The organism is Bacillus sp. EKM501B, from assembly GCF_011800505.1.
GTDB classification, from domain to species: Bacteria; Bacillota; Bacilli; order Bacillales; family Bacillaceae_G; genus Bacillus_A; species Bacillus_A cereus.
This window is the reverse complement of the sequence record NZ_JAALFZ010000005.1, coordinates 134875-149738: the sequence shown is the minus strand read 5'-3', so window position 1 is coordinate 149738 and position 14864 is coordinate 134875. Positions and strand designations below refer to the sequence as shown.

Here is a 14864-nt window from a genome sequence, read left to right as displayed (position 1 = left end):
GTATGATGATGAAGTTGGAAAGAAGTATTAACATTTCGCATGACAAATCTCTCCTTAACATAAGTTTTTCCAAATTATATCAGATGATTTTTGAATTATCAATATTTTTAGTTTTGAAAAATACGTGAAGTTATGTAGGAGAAATGGAAAAGGGTGTATAATAAAACTTAATAATATGAAATAACCTTTTAAGGAGAACGTTATGAAAAAAGATAAAACAAATGCGATGCGAATATTAGATAAAGAAAAAATTGAATATTCGATGATGTCATATGATCCAGACGATGGGAAAATTGATGGCGTATCAGTAGCCGAGAAAATTGGACGAGAAGTGAGAGAAGTATATAAAACGTTAATCGCTCAAGGGAATAGTAAAAATTATCATGTGTTTATTATTCCGGTAGATGAGGAACTAAATTTAAAAGCTGCCGCAAAAGCAGTAAGTGAAAAGAAAATTGAAATGATTCCTGTTAAAGATATTACGAAAGTGTCAGGATACATTCGCGGCGGTTGTTCACCAGTTGGAATGAAAAAGCTATTTTCTACATGTATTGATGAAAGTGCCCAATCACTTGAAACGATGATAGTGAGTGGCGGGAAAATTGGTATACAAATTGAGCTTAAAGTAGAGGACTTGGCGAAAGTGACGAGAGCGCAGTTTGGTGAAGTAACGAAATAATGATACATAGGAAAAGAAGTTCTAGTTTTATCCCGCTATTCGCCGGGAAGTAAGACCCTCACCTCAAAATTCAGCGGAAGCAAAGAAATTAGATGGGGATCAACTGCCCGTAAAAGCCCGATTGGTGAGGGCTGATTAAAGTTTCACTTTATTGAATTTAGACAATAATTTATAGGATAGTTAGTCCATTATGGGGCTGATTATCCTTTTTTATTTACAGACTAGATAAAGATTGGATATTCAGTTTAATGTAGGCGTGTAATATGAAACGTTTGTTTGGCTTTAGGAGGAGGTAAAGCCTCGATGTAAGAACTTGAAATAAACAAGCAGAGTTTATTCTTAAAGATAGACAAAGAACCGGAGAGTGTTTTAATGAGGAGTCAAGAAATATCCATAAGAAAGCACAAATTGGGGGATGCCAGTATTTTTGAAAAAACACGCTAATAGTATGCAAGATTTTATACAGTTTTTTGGCTAATCCAGTAACAAACAAGAGCACTAAAACCGCGTTAGGATAGGAATGTATAAAATATGTATAGATTCATAGAACTAAAAAAGGGTTCACTTGTGAGAGCAGGGTTGTCCTTTTTCCTCGCTAACGATAATGATGGGTTATGTTAACCTCATATGTATAGAATATACAGTTAACTAAAAATGAAAAGTTTACAATTAAAAATGAACAATAAAAAACAGTAATGTAAAATCACTACTGTTTTTTATTGTTTCTTATAAGTGAATCATTTGTACTCCTGTCTATATAATTTAAACGAATAAATAGCTCCAATAAAGAATACAAAAGCTTCAAATAATATAAAGATTTGACGGAAATTCTCAATATCTTTACCAACTAAAGAAATAAATATAGCATTCATTAGAATTTGAGTAGTAAACATACGAGAAGTAATTTTTAAATAAATAGTATTTGTTCTTTCAACCGGTTTACCAATTTTTTTGTAAATAATAATAAGTGCAATTACTGAACCCAAAAATAGAAGTGCTGTAAGTCCTACAACGATATTAAAATTGGCTGTACTTTCTAACATCCATTTATTTAATAGATCAATCATTATTATCTTCCTTTCCTACATAAGAGAATATTTTGTTCTTCTTTTTCACTATAATAAAAAAAGGAAAAAGAAAACATCGAACTTTCTTACAAACATTCGTGTATTCTTACAGTTTTGTCATTTTGTAAATGTATTCATCGCCCTGTTTTTCACTATTTTCTTTGGAAAACATAGTGAATTACGAGAAAGGGCGCTACAAAATCAACTTCCGAGAACAAAAATTATGTAAATAAGCTGTTCACTGGATTCTCGTAGAAAACTGTGGTGAGATAAAATTTTTGATTTTGTAGCACTTTAAAATCTTAGCTAGAGGGCTATTTATCGGTATCCCACAATAAAAAGGCAGGAACATATCAAATATGCTCCTGCCTTTGATTTTATTAAGTTTAATATCTATGACCTAAATATAATAGAATTTGGAGCTTCTTTTTATTTTAAGTAAATTGGGTAATTAGACTATAACATTAATGTTTATCGTTGAATATCATAATAATATAATGGAGGTGATGTTATATGGCTCTTACTACAGGACCAATTGAAAACGTAGGAAATCAACCTGCTAATGCAAATAGAGTTAGGGTGAAAATCCTTAACCGTACTGCGGGCCCACTTACTGGAGTAGCTAGAGTTTTTAGACTTGACGGTTCATTAGTATTAATTGAACAGGTAAACTTCAATGTGAATTCTAATGCTTCTACTTTTGTAACTCTAAGTTTAGTTCATCCTGCTTTTGGACAAGCATTTGAATATGAAGTTCAAATTGTTCCTAATCAACCTGGTGGACTATATAGTGTTTATGGACTAACAGCTGACAGTGTTATCATTACTGCACAACGTATTGTGAACTCAGAATTGACACAGTTTCTTTAATTAAAATAGATTGGTGCCTACATGGTATCCAATCTATTTTTGTACGTATTATTCAGAGAAAGAAAGGTTTTACACAAAAATAAAGACAGTTATGGAAAAAGGAAAAGTCGAGTTATCATCTTGATTTTTATTATTTCTGTCTTAGACTGTATCTGTTTTGTTGCACGGTTTTCTTTGAATGCTTTTTATTCAAACTGTTTTTTTAAGTATTTATCAAATATGCATTATTGCATAAATAAATTAAAATTTATAAGTTAATATTAAACTACTTTTTAGTTGTAAAGAATATGTTAATAATCTTTATAAGAGAAGGATATTCCTTGTAAAAAGTGAAATTGTTTGGAATGTGAATAAATAAAAAGTTTAGAAGTGATACAGACTGGATAGAGTCTTGTATTAAATAAACAGAAAAGGGGTAGGGGTTTCTAAAAGGTTTTGGGGGTTAGAAAGCACTTTTTAGTTAATAGCTTTAAATTATATTTTAAAGGGGAATGGGTATATGAAGTTTCGAAATACAAAGATTGCTATGGTTACACTATCTTCATTTTTTATTTTAGGTTCTGCATCGCTATCATTCACAGATACTATACACGGTGAAGTAGCTCCTGCATCAGCACAAGAGAGTATTGTGAAAAATTATGACGATACATATTATAATAACGCAATAGGAAAAACGGGTTTAGAATTAAAGAAGGAACTGCATAATATTATTGATAATCATACAAAGCTATCATACAGTGCGGTTTGGGAAGCGCTAAGAGATACTGATGAGGACCCAAATAATAAAAATAATGTGATACTCTTATATACTGGTCGTTCGCAAGGGAAACTTACGAATGGATCAGGAGTAAATAACTGGAACCGAGAGCATGTTTGGGCAAAATCTCACGGTGACTTTGGAACGACTGCAGGACCTGGAACAGATCTACATCATTTAAGAGCGACGGATGTATCTGTAAATAGTTCACGTGGAAATCTAGATTTTGATAATGGTGGTGTGAATCATTCTGAAGCGACAGAGTGTAAATATGATAGTGATTCTTGGGAACCTCGTGATAGTGTAAAAGGAGATATTGCTAGAATGCTGTTTTATATGGCTGTTCGTTACGAGGGAGACAACGGCGAAATAGATTTAGAACTGAATGAAAAAGTAAACAACAATAAAGATCCATACATGGGGAAACTATCTGTCTTATTAAAATGGAATGAACAAGACCCGGTCGATGATTTAGAGCGAAAGCGTAATGAAGTGATTTTTACAAAATATCAACATAACCGCAATCCTTTTATTGATCATCCTGAATGGGTAAATAAAATCTGGAACTAAGATCTTTAAAGGTATTATATTTTGATAAAAGGGATTGATCATTATGATCAATCCCTTCTTATATTTTTACTAGAATAAATGATTTTTATAGGACTAGTGAGGGAAATAGAATAGATATTTATATGGAACGATAGTACTTATTTATCTAGTTAAGTATTTAGTAAGGTCCCCACTCAATATTTACCCCAACAATAAGAAAAACAAGTCCAATGATAAACCAAATGAGTGCAAGTGGAGCCATGAAACGAATCCATTTCCCATAAGAAATGCCGCTCGCTGCGAGAACGCCCATTAAAACACCGGAAGTTGGATTAAGGCAGTTTACTACACCCTCGCCGAGCATAACAGCCTGTACTGTAACTTGGCGTGTAATGTGCATGAAATCAGCTAATGGAGCTAATATCGGAATAAAAATAACCGATTCTCCTGTTCCGGATGAAATAAGGAAATGTAATGCGGCACTACTCACGTACATACCGATAACACCAAATACAGGGCTTTGTCCTTCAAGAGACTGTGCGAGCTGGTTAACGATAGTATCAAGTAATTTGCCTTGTTCTAAAATGACTGAAATACAGCGAGCCATTCCGACAATTAAAGCACCATAGATAAGGTTTTGGCAGCCATTTAGAAAAGTAGAAGCGATATCGTTTGCTTTCATGCCACCTATTATTCCGGCTGTAATTGCTATGAAAATAAAAGTAGCGGTCATTTCTGCGTCCGTCCAATGTAGACGAAAAGCGCCTATTAAAAATGCAATTAATGATAAAGCTGAAACGAGTAAAATTAATTTATGACGTATCGTCCAAGGAACTTCTTTTTTCTCTGCTTCCTTTTCGCTTGAAAGAGCGTTACTTGGAAACCAGTTGTCGCCAAGAATGCTTCCTTTATTCAATTTTTTCAAGCGCTTTACATACCAATTAATATAAAGGATAGTGGCAAGTAAAAAAGATATATAGATAGCTGTGCGTAAACCAATTCCCGAAAACATCGGAAGTTCTGCGATCTTTTGTGAAATGCCTAAAGGTGAGGGGGATAAAATAGTAGCGTTAAAACCAGCATAAGTGCCTAAATAAATAATTGCTACACCGACGATAGCGTCCCATTTTAATGTGCGTGCAACGATGATACCGATGGGGATAAAACCGATAACTGAATTAACGATAATGCCAGTCGTTCCGAGAATAGAAAAAAGTGCGGCAACGATACAAATGAAAAGTAATTGCTGATTACGAAATTTGTTTATAACATGATAGATTAAACCGTCAAGAGCACCTGTTTTTTCAAGAATGGCAATGGCACCGCCTGTAAATAAAATTAAAAAGATGATCGGAGCAGCAAGTGTCATTCCTTTTTCAATAGCGGTAAAAAAAGAAACAAATCCTACAGGTGATTGCGGAACAGAATGATAGCTACCTGGTATTGTCGTTGTAACGGTCCCGTTTGTAACTCTTTTAAATTCTCCAGCAGGAACGAAATACGTAGCAATGGCGCAAAGTAAGGCAATAAAAAATAGTAGTACGTACGCATCAGGCATTTTAAACTTTTGTTTACTAGGTTGTTTTTTTGCCTCAGTTTGTATTTGCATAAAATTCCTCCTTCTTCACTTTATTAATTTTAATATTCTGAATTCAATCCGTGAAATAGATTATAATAAAGGTAGCTTCTTAAGGCAATAGTTTTTGTATCCTTTTCCCGTACATACAAATTATTGCAATATTAGACAGGGAAACGATAATAAGCCAAGAATATGTTATGTAGAAAGAAAAAGGAAAAGAGGGAACAAGATGTGGAAAACTACAGATCTATGTGATGAATTTGAAAAGGAATTACAAATATGTCGCCAGTCTTTTCGGTCTTTTGGGAAGAAAGAACAATTCCACGGGAAAATTGCAACTGTAAAAGTGAAAGATGATAATGTACTAGTGAAGGAAGGATTGCAAACATTACCAGAAGGAACAGTATTAGTTGTTGATGGCGGAGCGTCTACTAATTGTGCGTTACTTGGTGATAATTTGGCAGCTATTGCGGAAGAAAGAAAGCTAGCAGGAATTATTGTGAATGGGTATGTTCGTGATTCTAGTGAACTAAAGAATATTAATATTGGTATTTTAGCGTTAGGAACGATGCCAAATAGAAGTGTGAAAGAAGGAAAAGGAGAACGAAATATTTCATTGCACTTTGGACAAGTGGATTGGAATCCAAATGAATATGTCTATGCGGATGAAGATGGCGTCATTATTAGTGAAAAGAGTTTACATAGTTAAGAGTTAATAAGTTATTATTCTTAGAAAATAAATCCGATAAAGCATGGACAAAATTCTTTGTCAATAGTAAAATAATACAGAAATTTAAAATTTACAGAATGTATAGGTTTATCGTTTTACGATAACTTAAATGGAAGTAAGTTGTGCCAAGAAAAGTGAATGTTATCACAATGATACGTTCATAAACAAAATTATTTTTCCTATACAAATATAGCCGCGAATAATGCGGGTAGGAGGTGTTGTACATTTTTGTTCGACACTTACAAAAAGAGAGTGTCAATCGCACGCCCTTGAAGGGCCTTTTTTTGTGTAAATGGTAGTAAGGGAGGAAATTTTGGGATGGCAATGTTGAAAAAGTGGCTGCTTACGTCGTTAATGGCAGTGACACTTGTATTTGTTTCTTTTGCGAATACAGTACATATTACGTTTGCTGAAGAAAATACAGCAAAACTTGCAATTATTGGGGAATCACAAAAAGGCATTATGTTATGTCCGAAAGAAGAGCAAATTAAAGATGGGGAAACAGCTTTAAGTTTGCTGCAAAAGGTCATGGGGGACAAGGTAGAATCTGAAACGATGTCGTTTGGAACATATGTAAAAGGCATCGATGGTTTAATGGCCGGGGCTACAAGTGCTTGGCTGTATGATGTAAATGATAAGTCTGCAGAAGTCGGAGCAGATAGTTATAAATTAAAATCTGGAGATGTTGTTGTCTTTCGCTTTGTTTCAGACTGGAGCAATATAAGCCAGGAAACATTGAAAGAAACGTTAGATAAGTTCGGGACGTGTAAAACAGAAGAACCTAACGGTGGCAAAACAGAAGAACCAGAACCAGAAGGTGAAAATGGTAAACCGACAGTCGATCCAAAACCGGAAGATGAAAATGGTAAACCGACAGTCGATCCAAAACCGGAAGGTGAAAATGGTAAACCGACAGTCGATCCAAAACCGGAAGGTGAAAATGGTAAACCGACAGTTGATCCAAAACCAGAAGGTCAAGATGATAAAAAAACAGAACAACCACAGCAAGAGAACATTCAAGTTCCAAGTGCACAATTAAACGAAGCCATTTCTAAAACATCAGATAAGATGTTACAAGATGGAATTGAAAGTGACTGGGTAGCTGTAGCGCTTTCTCGTTCTGGAAAGAATGTGCCAATTGAGGCAAAATTAAATTATGTTAAGTCAGTAACTGAAAAAGTAGAAAAGCGTATTAACCGTTTTTCAGCGACAGATTTAGCTAGAACAATTATTATGATGAATGCAATGAGTGCAGACCCTAAAAATGTAGGTGGACATAATTTAGTTCAAAAATTGTATGAGTCAGATAAAGTGAATTCTGTTACAGGTTATGCATTTGCTTTACTTGCATTTGATACGAAGAAGTATGAGATTCCAGTTGAATCAAAATGGAACAGAGTTGCTCTAGTGGAAGCACTGTTAAATAATCAGCATACAGACGGTGGATGGACTTATAATAGTTCAGGTAGTAAAGATAGTGCTAGTAGCGTTGATGTAACAGGTATGGTTTTATCAGCATTAGCTCCTTATCAAGAGCGATCAGATGTGAAACCAGCTATACAAAAAGCTGTTGCGTATTTATATAACGAACAGCTGCAAAATGGCGGTTTTTCAGCTGATGGACAAGAAAATTCAAATAGTACTGCGCAAGCAATTATTGGATTATCGCTTGTTAAAGATGTAGATCAAAATCGTCTTCATAAGGCAATGCAAAACCTATTATCATATCAACTTTCAAATGGTGAATTTAAATGGTTACCAAGTGATCAAAATGGTAACGGAATGGCTACAGAACAGGCTCTTTTAGCATTACTTCAATTTAAGGAAATGGGAAAATCTATTTATGATTGGTCTAATGTAGACGCTGGTGATGTAATTAAGCCAAAACCGATTGAAGAGCCAGAAAAGGTCGTTGAACCAGAAAATAATGTAGTAGAAAAAGAAGTTACTGAAGAACCGAAAGAACAAAAACAAGTACAACAAGAAACAAAAGATGAAAATCTAAAAGTAGTTGTAGATAACGAACCGGTTAAGAATAAAAAAATCGGAAACGGTAACAGTCTACCAAAAACAGGAGCATCTTCTCATAGTCCAGCAACAGAAGTAGGTATGGGTGTATTATGTATTGCTTCTGCATATGTATTATGGAGACGTAAAGCAGCTTAACAAAAAATTAGGAGCAATTATTTGCTCCTAATTTTCGTATGAAAGGTGAGAGATAGGATGAGTAAGGTGAAATGGTTCATTTCTTTACTGCTTTCGCTCGGGCTACTTGCCGGATGTGAAGAGGCAGCTGTAAAGCCTGAAAAGAAGGTAGAACCGAAGCAAGAAGAGGTAGCGAAACAAGAAGAACAAAAAGATGAAGCGAAGCCAGAAGAAAAAGCAGAAGAAAAGCAAGCTGAATCAGAGCAAAAGCAGCAAGAAGAACAGAAAGAGAAACAAGAACAAAAAGTAGAAGAGAAGCCGAAAGAGGAAAAGCCGCAGGCACAACCAGAGGTAAAGAAAGAAGAGAAACAACAGGAACAACCGAAAGAGCAACCTGCTGTAAATAAGCAACCAGAGCAGCAACAAGTACAAGAAGAGAAACAACAACCGAAAGCACCAGAAGTAAAAGAAGAAGCAAAGGTTGTGAATCAGCCGAAAGAAACACCGAAGCAGGAGCAAAAGAAAAAGCCAGAAGAGAACAATAGTGTACCAGCTCCACCAACACCGGTACCACCACCAAACCCAGTGCCACCACCAGTACCACCAGTACCTAAAGCAAAACAAGTAACAATCTCGGTAAAAGGAAATAACGGATATATAATGGGTGCGAAAAAGATGGATGTACAAGATGGCGATACTGTGTATAAAGTATTACAACGTACAGGATTAGATGTTGATGCAAGCGGATCTAGAGATAGTATTTATGTAAAAGGTATTAATGATTTATATGAAAAAGATATTGCGGATACTAGTGGATGGAAATATCGTGTGAACGGTGCTTTTCCAAACCATAGTGCTGGTGTAGCTACGGTAAAACCAGGAGATACAATTGAGTGGGTATACGTATTACAATAAGAAAGGCATTCGGTAAAGGGCTATGAAAATAAGTTTTTCTTCTTTACATCCTTTTGTGAATTTTTTCTATTATATCGGGGTGATGATACTATGTACGATGTGTCTTCATCCTCTTTTTTTAATTGGAGCAATAGTATTAATTATTATGTTAAATGTGATGCAAGGAAATAGCGAAAAGATAAGAAAGATGCTACCGAGCACAATTGTTTTCTTCTTTATGGTAATTTTATTTAATTCGTTATTAACGCATAGAGGTCGAACTACGTTATTTTGGTTAGGTGATAGCCGTATTAAGCTTGAGGCGATTATGTTTGGAATAGTAATGGGGTTATTACTAGTTGCAGTTATGTTTACGTTTGCGTCATACAATGATATTATTTCCAGTCATAAATTTTTATATTTGTTTTCAAGAATTTCACCGAAAGTTGCATTGTTAACGATGATTACAGTGAGATTTGTTCCTTTGTTTATGAGGCGATTAAAGAAAATCACACTCGTTCAAAAGACGAAAGGTGTGCAGGTAGATTCAGGTTCGATAATAGAACGCGTCAAAAATGGTATGCAATTACTGCAAGTATTATTAATTTGTTCATTAGAAGATGCACTGCAAACGGCAGATTCTATGCAAGCTCGTGGATTTGGTGTAACGAAGCGTACGACGTATATTCGCTATAGAATGGAAAGGCGCGATTGGTATACGCTCAATTATTTAATCATTCTATTTATAGCTGCTATTGTATGTAGTAATTATGGCGGAGGGAAATTGATTATTTATCCGAAAGTCGAATCTATTTTATTCCAGCAATACGATGGAATGATGTTTGTATTATTTACACTGTTTATTAGTTTACCAATTATGATGGAAGGAAGGGAATGGATATGGTGGCGCATGCAGAAATAAACAATTTATCATTTGTATATGCTGATGAAAACGAATACGCGTTACAGCATATTTCTCTTTCTGTTCAAAAAGGTGAGTTTATTGCACTTGCTGGAGGATCGGGATCTGGGAAGACGACTTTATTAAAACATTTTAAAAAGGAGTTACTTCCAATTGGTACGCGTTCTGGAGAGATATTTTATGAGGGTGTTTTAATAGAGGAAGTAGCTGATTTGTTATCTGCCCAAGAAATTGGGATGGTATTTCAAAACCCAGAAAATCAGATCGTTATGGATACAGTGATTCAAGAATTAGCATTTTCTTTAGAAAATATCGGATTACCATCACATATTATTCAAAAAAGAATAGCAGAGCTTATTAGCTTTTTAGGATTTCAAGATTTATTGCATCAATCTGTTCACACGTTATCTGGTGGGCAAAAGCAACTTGTTAATTTAGCTGCGGTATTAGTTATGCAGCCGAAATTGCTATTATTAGATGAACCGACAGCGCAGTTAGATCCAATCGCTGCAAAAGAGTTTTTAGGATTATTAAAACGGATTAATGAAGAACTTGGAATTACGATTATTTTAAGTGAACATCGTTTAGATGAAGTTATCCCGCTTGCAACACGCGTTGTTTGTATGGATAATGGCCGTATTATGTATGATGGTAGTCCTAAAATTGTTATTACGGATATGTGGGGAGTAGAATCATTCCGTCCATTTATTCCGCAAATTCCAAGGCTATTTTTAGAGTGGAATGTGAGAGATATTCCGTTTACAGTGCGAGAGGCGCAAATGAAAATGAATGATTTTGCAGCGATATCATATGTAAATGAGCCAATAGCACAAAGTGAAAAGCAAGAGGTAATTTTAAGCGCAGAGCATATTTCGTTCCAATATGAAAAAAATAGTCCGCTTATTTTACGTGATTTATCAGTTTCGATTGAAAAAGGAAAATGGGTAGCACTCGTTGGGAAGAATGGTACAGGTAAGTCTACACTGTTAACGATTTTAGCAGGATTACAAAAAGCGAGAAGAGGGAAAGTAAAGTGGAACGGAAAAGTAATACATAAAATTGATTCGAAAGAACGTTTTAAAAGTATTGGGTATGTATCGCAGCATCCGTATTACCATTTTACATTTGATACAGTATGGGACGAGGTTTATGAACGTGCGCGTGAATTATATGGAGAACAAGGAAAAGAAATAGCAGAAGATACGCTAAAACAGTTTTGGTTGTACTCGCTTAAAGAACGCCATCCGCATGATTGTAGCGGGGGAGAGCAACAACTTCTTGCATTATGTACAACGTTATTATCAAAGCCGACTTTATTATTACTTGATGAACCGACAAAGGGATTAGATCCATGGAAGAAAGAAAGAGTAGGAGAGCTATTTAGGAAGCTACAAAAAGAAGGTACAACAATTGTAATGGCAACGCATGATATTGAGTTTGCAGCGAAATACGTTGATCAATGTATGATGTTATTTGATGGAACAGTCATTATGAATGATGCACCGAAAGAATTTTTTAGCGGGAACTTCTTTTATACAACATCTATTAATCGATTCATTCGAAAAGAATTGCCATATGCATTAACGTGGGAGGATGTGTACGAAGCGTGTCCAAACGATATGTTGCATTCATAATATGTATCTTTGCAGTAATAATCGGCACATTACTTCTTACGACACTTGTCATGGACGGTTATTACATGTTAAGTAGTTTGTTTATATTAGCGGTTATTATGTTACCTTTCTATATCCGTTTTGAAAGAAAGGCGTTTGTTTCACGTGAAATTGTTCTCGTTGCTGTATTAGCGGCAATTGCAGCAGTAAGCCGGGTGCCATTTTCTATTTTACCAAGTGTACAACCAACTTCTTTTGTCATTATCGTTTCTGCAATTGTATTTGGTAGTGAAACTGGTTTTATGATTGGTGCTACAGCAGCAATTGTATCTAATATTTTTTTAGGACAAGGTCCATGGACACCGTGGCAAATGTTTTCTTGGGGTATGATTGGTTTTATAGCAGGTTTACTTCGTAATACATTTTTTATGAAAAAGCTATGGGGAAGACTTCTTTACGGAGTAATTGTTGGCTTTTTATTTGGCTGGATTATGAATTTCTGGGGCCTTCTCGGTTTTATACGAGAAGCAACGTGGGAAACTGTCATTTCGTATTATATTGCAAGTTTTTACTTTGATTTGAGCCATGCGATTTCGAATGTTATTTTCTTATTACTATTTAGTACTTCATGGATTACGATTCTTACAAGATTTAAAAAGAAATACGGTATATTAGATGAGCATAACGTGACATAGAAAAGCATACTCATATAAGGTAGGGTCGCGACTTACATATTCGTTTGCCTCTTTCATGCTTCTTACATATTGTAAGGAGCATTTTTTTGTCAAAAAATCGATTTAATATACATCCGTTATTATATAAAATTATTTGTATAATTGTAGGTGAGAACTTCTTTCAAAAGGGAGGTGTATAGTTAATGAAGTTAGTTATTCCGAAGCAACATGGTGCATGGGCTATGCTTGTTATTCCTTTTTTATTAAGTGTCATACTTGGAAAACCTACTATTTATCATATTCCATTGTTTTTAGCGTGGTTCTTTATCTATTTAGCCACGTATCCATTTCTTACGTACATAAAGCAAAGACGAAAAAAAGAGTTTTTACAAGTTGCCATTGTTTATTTCAGTATTGCGTTCCTATTTGGGATGATTTCTTTATTATATGAGTGGCGAATTCTTTTATTCGTAATAGTAATGATTCCATTATTTATAGTGAATATGTATTACGCTCGTCAAAAAAATGAAAGAGCACTATTAAATGATATTTGTGCGATTATTGTGTTTTGTATCGGTGGGTTAATTAGTTATTACTTTTCAATGAAGCAAATCGATCATACAGCTATATTCATTGCACTTATTTCATTTTTATACTTTTTAGGTAGTACGTTCTATGTGAAAACGATGATTCGTGAAAAAAATAACCCGAAGTATCGTCTTATATCTTGGGGATATCATATCGTATTAACGATAATCATATTTGTGATTAATCCGTGGTGTTCTCTTATTTTTATACCAAGTGTCATTCGAGCAATTGTGTTGTATGGCAAAAATATTTCTATTATAAAAGTAGGAATTTTAGAAATTGCTAATTCTGTATATTTTTTAATTATAACGGCAATAATTATGAAGTATGCCATTTGAAAAAACTTCCCATCAATTGATGGGAAGTTTTTAATCTTTTTCTAAAATGTGAACGGTGTACTCGCAACGTTGAATAGCTTGTTCAACAGCATAAAGTGATTGTTCAATACGAGCGCGATTAAAATCTTTTTCAACTGTTTCGAGCGCTTCTTCTAAACAATTTTTAGCTTCTTGTAATGATTGAAAAGAATCTTGTACATATCCGCGAGCATTTTGATGCATTTCATAATCCTCCTTGCGTGTTCGTATATGGGTAGTATGAACAGTAAGGAAGAAAATATAATTTGTTATATTTATTTGACAATTAAAGTGGAATTACGTATAGTAAGAATTAAGTGAATATTTTCTTATCCAGAGAGGTGGAGGGACTGGCCCGATGAAACCCAGCAACCGCGATGCAGGTGCTAATTCCAGCAGAACATATTTGTTCTGGGAGATAAGACGAAGATATATACGTAACTTCTTCTTATCGGAGAGGTTTTTTTATTGCAAAAAAACCGATTACGAAAATTTATATTAAGAAGAAAGGGGTTGCGCATTACTGTGACACTCGAAAAATACGTAAAACTGCGTAGTACAGTTTATGAATATATGATAGAGCAAGATAAGCCGATATCATTGTTAGATATTCAAGAACATATCGTTTCGCATCATGAAGGAAAATTCACGAAAAAGATGTTGCATCAATTTTATTTATCAAGATTATTAGACGAACTAAAACTGGATGGGAAAATTACATTAGCTGATGAATATCTCTATGCTGAAAAAGGGGTATTGTATAAGGCGAGAAAAGGGAGCTAAGCTCTCTTTTTTTCTTAAAATAACGGAGTATGTAGAGTAAAAGACTGCTAAAGCAGCCTGATACAGGGAATGGTGTTGAGTGTGTAGTGTCAAAAATTGAATGTGCCTGAAAGAGGCAATTCATATCGGCTGCAAATGAAAAGAGACACCTTCGCCGAATAGGTGTCAGTCGTTTTGTCATATAGACTTGCTATTTGACAGTTATTAGAATAACATACAGGATTTTTGAAGTCAAAAGGGAATTAAAGGAAGGGGTACAATTATGTACGCTTACTTATTAAAAGATATAACGAAATGGATCCCAAAGTACATTGTAGATAAGGGATATGAATATTATGAAGATGGACATGTAGAAGATGTTGAAATACATGATAAAAAAGTGTTTGCTTTCGTTACTGGAAATGCAGGAAATTATGAAGTAGTTATCGATCTCGAAGATTTTTCAGAAAGTAGCTGCGAATGTCCATATGAGAATCTTTGTAAGCATATGGCGGCAGTTGTTTATGATATTCAAGGTGCTGGTGAGAGTGCAGTTAAAGAGAAACTGAAAGATTTAGAAAAAGAAGAATTACTTATATTATTGAATCGATTATTGCAAAGTTCGAAAAACGTGCAAATTGTAGAGAAGATGTTAAAGAAGGAGAAACTTTAATGTATA

The 14864-nt window shown here is 34.6% G+C and carries 15 protein-coding genes and 1 riboswitch; of the genes, 12 read left to right on the top strand and 3 right to left on the bottom strand.

From position 1 onward, the window contains the following. Positions 1 to 202: 202 nt before the first annotated feature. A complete protein-coding gene (gene ybaK / locus HFD78_RS13385) occupies positions 203 to 679 on the top strand; it encodes a Cys-tRNA(Pro) deacylase (protein ID WP_000710861.1) in 477 nt (158 codons plus the stop codon). 737 nt (positions 680 to 1416) lie between these two features. Here the strand turns inward: ybaK and HFD78_RS13380 are convergent. Further along, complete coding sequence (locus tag HFD78_RS13380; RefSeq protein ID WP_000566272.1) at positions 1417 to 1746, bottom strand: hypothetical protein; 330 nt, start codon at positions 1744 to 1746, stop codon at positions 1417 to 1419. 513 nt (positions 1747 to 2259) lie between these two features. Between HFD78_RS13380 and HFD78_RS13375 the strand changes: the two genes are divergently transcribed. Together HFD78_RS13375 and HFD78_RS13370 are read left to right on the top strand one after the other, a co-directional pair. Beyond that, on the top strand, positions 2260 to 2616 hold the full coding sequence (locus HFD78_RS13375; protein ID WP_001229426.1) for a hypothetical protein: 357 nt from the start codon (positions 2260 to 2262) through the stop codon (positions 2614 to 2616). Positions 2617 to 3115: 499 nt separating this feature from the next. Then, complete coding sequence (locus HFD78_RS13370; protein WP_000672187.1) at positions 3116 to 3943, top strand: endonuclease I family protein; 828 nt, start codon at positions 3116 to 3118, stop codon at positions 3941 to 3943. A 157-nt stretch (positions 3944 to 4100) separates the two neighbouring features. Here the strand turns inward: HFD78_RS13370 and HFD78_RS13365 are convergent, their stop codons facing one another. Then, positions 4101 to 5531, bottom strand: a complete 1431-nt coding sequence (locus HFD78_RS13365) for a YfcC family protein (protein ID WP_001166970.1) — start codon at positions 5529 to 5531, stop codon at positions 4101 to 4103. Positions 5532 to 5730: 199 nt separating this feature from the next. Here HFD78_RS13365 and rraA point away from each other — a divergent pair, with 199 nt between their 5' ends. The 7 genes from rraA to HFD78_RS13330 all read left to right on the top strand — a co-directional run bounded on the left by rraA (position 5731) and on the right by HFD78_RS13330 (position 13405). Next, positions 5731 to 6210 (top strand): ribonuclease E activity regulator RraA, encoded by a 480-nt coding sequence (gene rraA / locus HFD78_RS13360; protein ID WP_000266038.1) that lies wholly within the window; start codon positions 5731 to 5733, stop codon positions 6208 to 6210. Between the two features lie 339 nt (positions 6211 to 6549). After that, positions 6550 to 8397, top strand: coding sequence for a DUF4430 domain-containing protein (locus HFD78_RS13355; RefSeq protein WP_070756777.1), 1848 nt, complete (start codon positions 6550 to 6552; stop codon positions 8395 to 8397). A gap of 57 nt (positions 8398 to 8454) precedes the next feature. After that, positions 8455 to 9291, top strand: a complete 837-nt coding sequence (locus HFD78_RS13350) for a DUF4430 domain-containing protein (protein WP_087875589.1) — start codon at positions 8455 to 8457, stop codon at positions 9289 to 9291. Between the two features lie 22 nt (positions 9292 to 9313). Next, positions 9314 to 10192, top strand: coding sequence for an energy-coupling factor transporter transmembrane component T (locus HFD78_RS13345; protein WP_033667170.1), 879 nt, complete (start codon positions 9314 to 9316; stop codon positions 10190 to 10192). Next, on the top strand, positions 10165 to 11826 hold the full coding sequence (locus HFD78_RS13340) for an ABC transporter ATP-binding protein (RefSeq protein ID WP_116291494.1): 1662 nt from the start codon (positions 10165 to 10167) through the stop codon (positions 11824 to 11826). Before HFD78_RS13345 ends, HFD78_RS13340 begins: the two co-directional genes overlap by 28 nt. Further along, entirely contained in the window at positions 11799 to 12500 is a 702-nt protein-coding gene (locus HFD78_RS13335) for an ECF transporter S component (RefSeq protein ID WP_000044907.1), read from the top strand. Before HFD78_RS13340 ends, HFD78_RS13335 begins: the two co-directional genes overlap by 28 nt. Positions 12501 to 12682: 182 nt before the next feature. Continuing rightward, positions 12683 to 13405 (top strand): YwiC-like family protein, encoded by a 723-nt coding sequence (locus HFD78_RS13330; RefSeq protein WP_097863114.1) that lies wholly within the window; start codon positions 12683 to 12685, stop codon positions 13403 to 13405. A 30-nt stretch (positions 13406 to 13435) separates the two neighbouring features. Here HFD78_RS13330 and HFD78_RS13325 read toward each other — a convergent pair whose 3' ends face one another. Next, positions 13436 to 13627 (bottom strand): hypothetical protein, encoded by a 192-nt coding sequence (locus HFD78_RS13325; RefSeq protein ID WP_000554032.1) that lies wholly within the window; start codon positions 13625 to 13627, stop codon positions 13436 to 13438. A gap of 122 nt (positions 13628 to 13749) precedes the next feature. Continuing rightward, positions 13750 to 13848: riboswitch (SAM riboswitch) on the top strand. 100 nt (positions 13849 to 13948) lie between these two features. Here HFD78_RS13325 and HFD78_RS13320 point away from each other — a divergent pair. Both HFD78_RS13320 and HFD78_RS13315 read left to right on the top strand, forming a co-directional pair. Next, positions 13949 to 14206 carry a hypothetical protein gene (locus tag HFD78_RS13320; RefSeq protein WP_000171476.1) on the top strand — a complete coding sequence of 86 codons (258 nt, stop codon included), beginning with the start codon at positions 13949 to 13951 and terminating at the stop codon, positions 14204 to 14206. A 262-nt stretch (positions 14207 to 14468) separates the two neighbouring features. Further along, positions 14469 to 14858 carry an SWIM zinc finger family protein gene (locus HFD78_RS13315; protein WP_000271521.1) on the top strand — a complete coding sequence of 130 codons (390 nt, stop codon included), beginning with the start codon at positions 14469 to 14471 and terminating at the stop codon, positions 14856 to 14858. Positions 14859 to 14864: the final 6 nt, after the last annotated feature.

What these genes read in the sequence shown, in the direction of transcription:
- HFD78_RS13340 (WP_116291494.1), top strand. Translation starts at nt 10,165, where the DNA reads ATGGATATGGTGGCGCATGCAGAAATAAACAATTTATCATTTGTATAT.
- ybaK (WP_000710861.1), top strand. Translation starts at nt 203, where the DNA reads ATGAAAAAAGATAAAACAAATGCGATGCGAATATTAGATAAAGAAAAA.
- HFD78_RS13375 (WP_001229426.1), top strand. Translation starts at nt 2,260, where the DNA reads ATGGCTCTTACTACAGGACCAATTGAAAACGTAGGAAATCAACCTGCT.
- HFD78_RS13315 (WP_000271521.1), top strand. Translation starts at nt 14,469, where the DNA reads ATGTACGCTTACTTATTAAAAGATATAACGAAATGGATCCCAAAGTAC.
- HFD78_RS13380 (WP_000566272.1), bottom strand. Translation starts at nt 1,746, where the DNA reads ATGATTGATCTATTAAATAAATGGATGTTAGAAAGTACAGCCAATTTT.
- HFD78_RS13370 (WP_000672187.1), top strand. Translation starts at nt 3,116, where the DNA reads ATGAAGTTTCGAAATACAAAGATTGCTATGGTTACACTATCTTCATTT.
- HFD78_RS13350 (WP_087875589.1), top strand. Translation starts at nt 8,455, where the DNA reads ATGAGTAAGGTGAAATGGTTCATTTCTTTACTGCTTTCGCTCGGGCTA.
- HFD78_RS13345 (WP_033667170.1), top strand. Translation starts at nt 9,314, where the DNA reads ATGAAAATAAGTTTTTCTTCTTTACATCCTTTTGTGAATTTTTTCTAT.
- HFD78_RS13355 (WP_070756777.1), top strand. Translation starts at nt 6,550, where the DNA reads ATGGCAATGTTGAAAAAGTGGCTGCTTACGTCGTTAATGGCAGTGACA.
- HFD78_RS13325 (WP_000554032.1), bottom strand. Translation starts at nt 13,627, where the DNA reads ATGCATCAAAATGCTCGCGGATATGTACAAGATTCTTTTCAATCATTA.
- HFD78_RS13365 (WP_001166970.1), bottom strand. Translation starts at nt 5,531, where the DNA reads ATGCAAATACAAACTGAGGCAAAAAAACAACCTAGTAAACAAAAGTTT.
- rraA (WP_000266038.1), top strand. Translation starts at nt 5,731, where the DNA reads ATGTGGAAAACTACAGATCTATGTGATGAATTTGAAAAGGAATTACAA.
- HFD78_RS13330 (WP_097863114.1), top strand. Translation starts at nt 12,683, where the DNA reads ATGAAGTTAGTTATTCCGAAGCAACATGGTGCATGGGCTATGCTTGTT.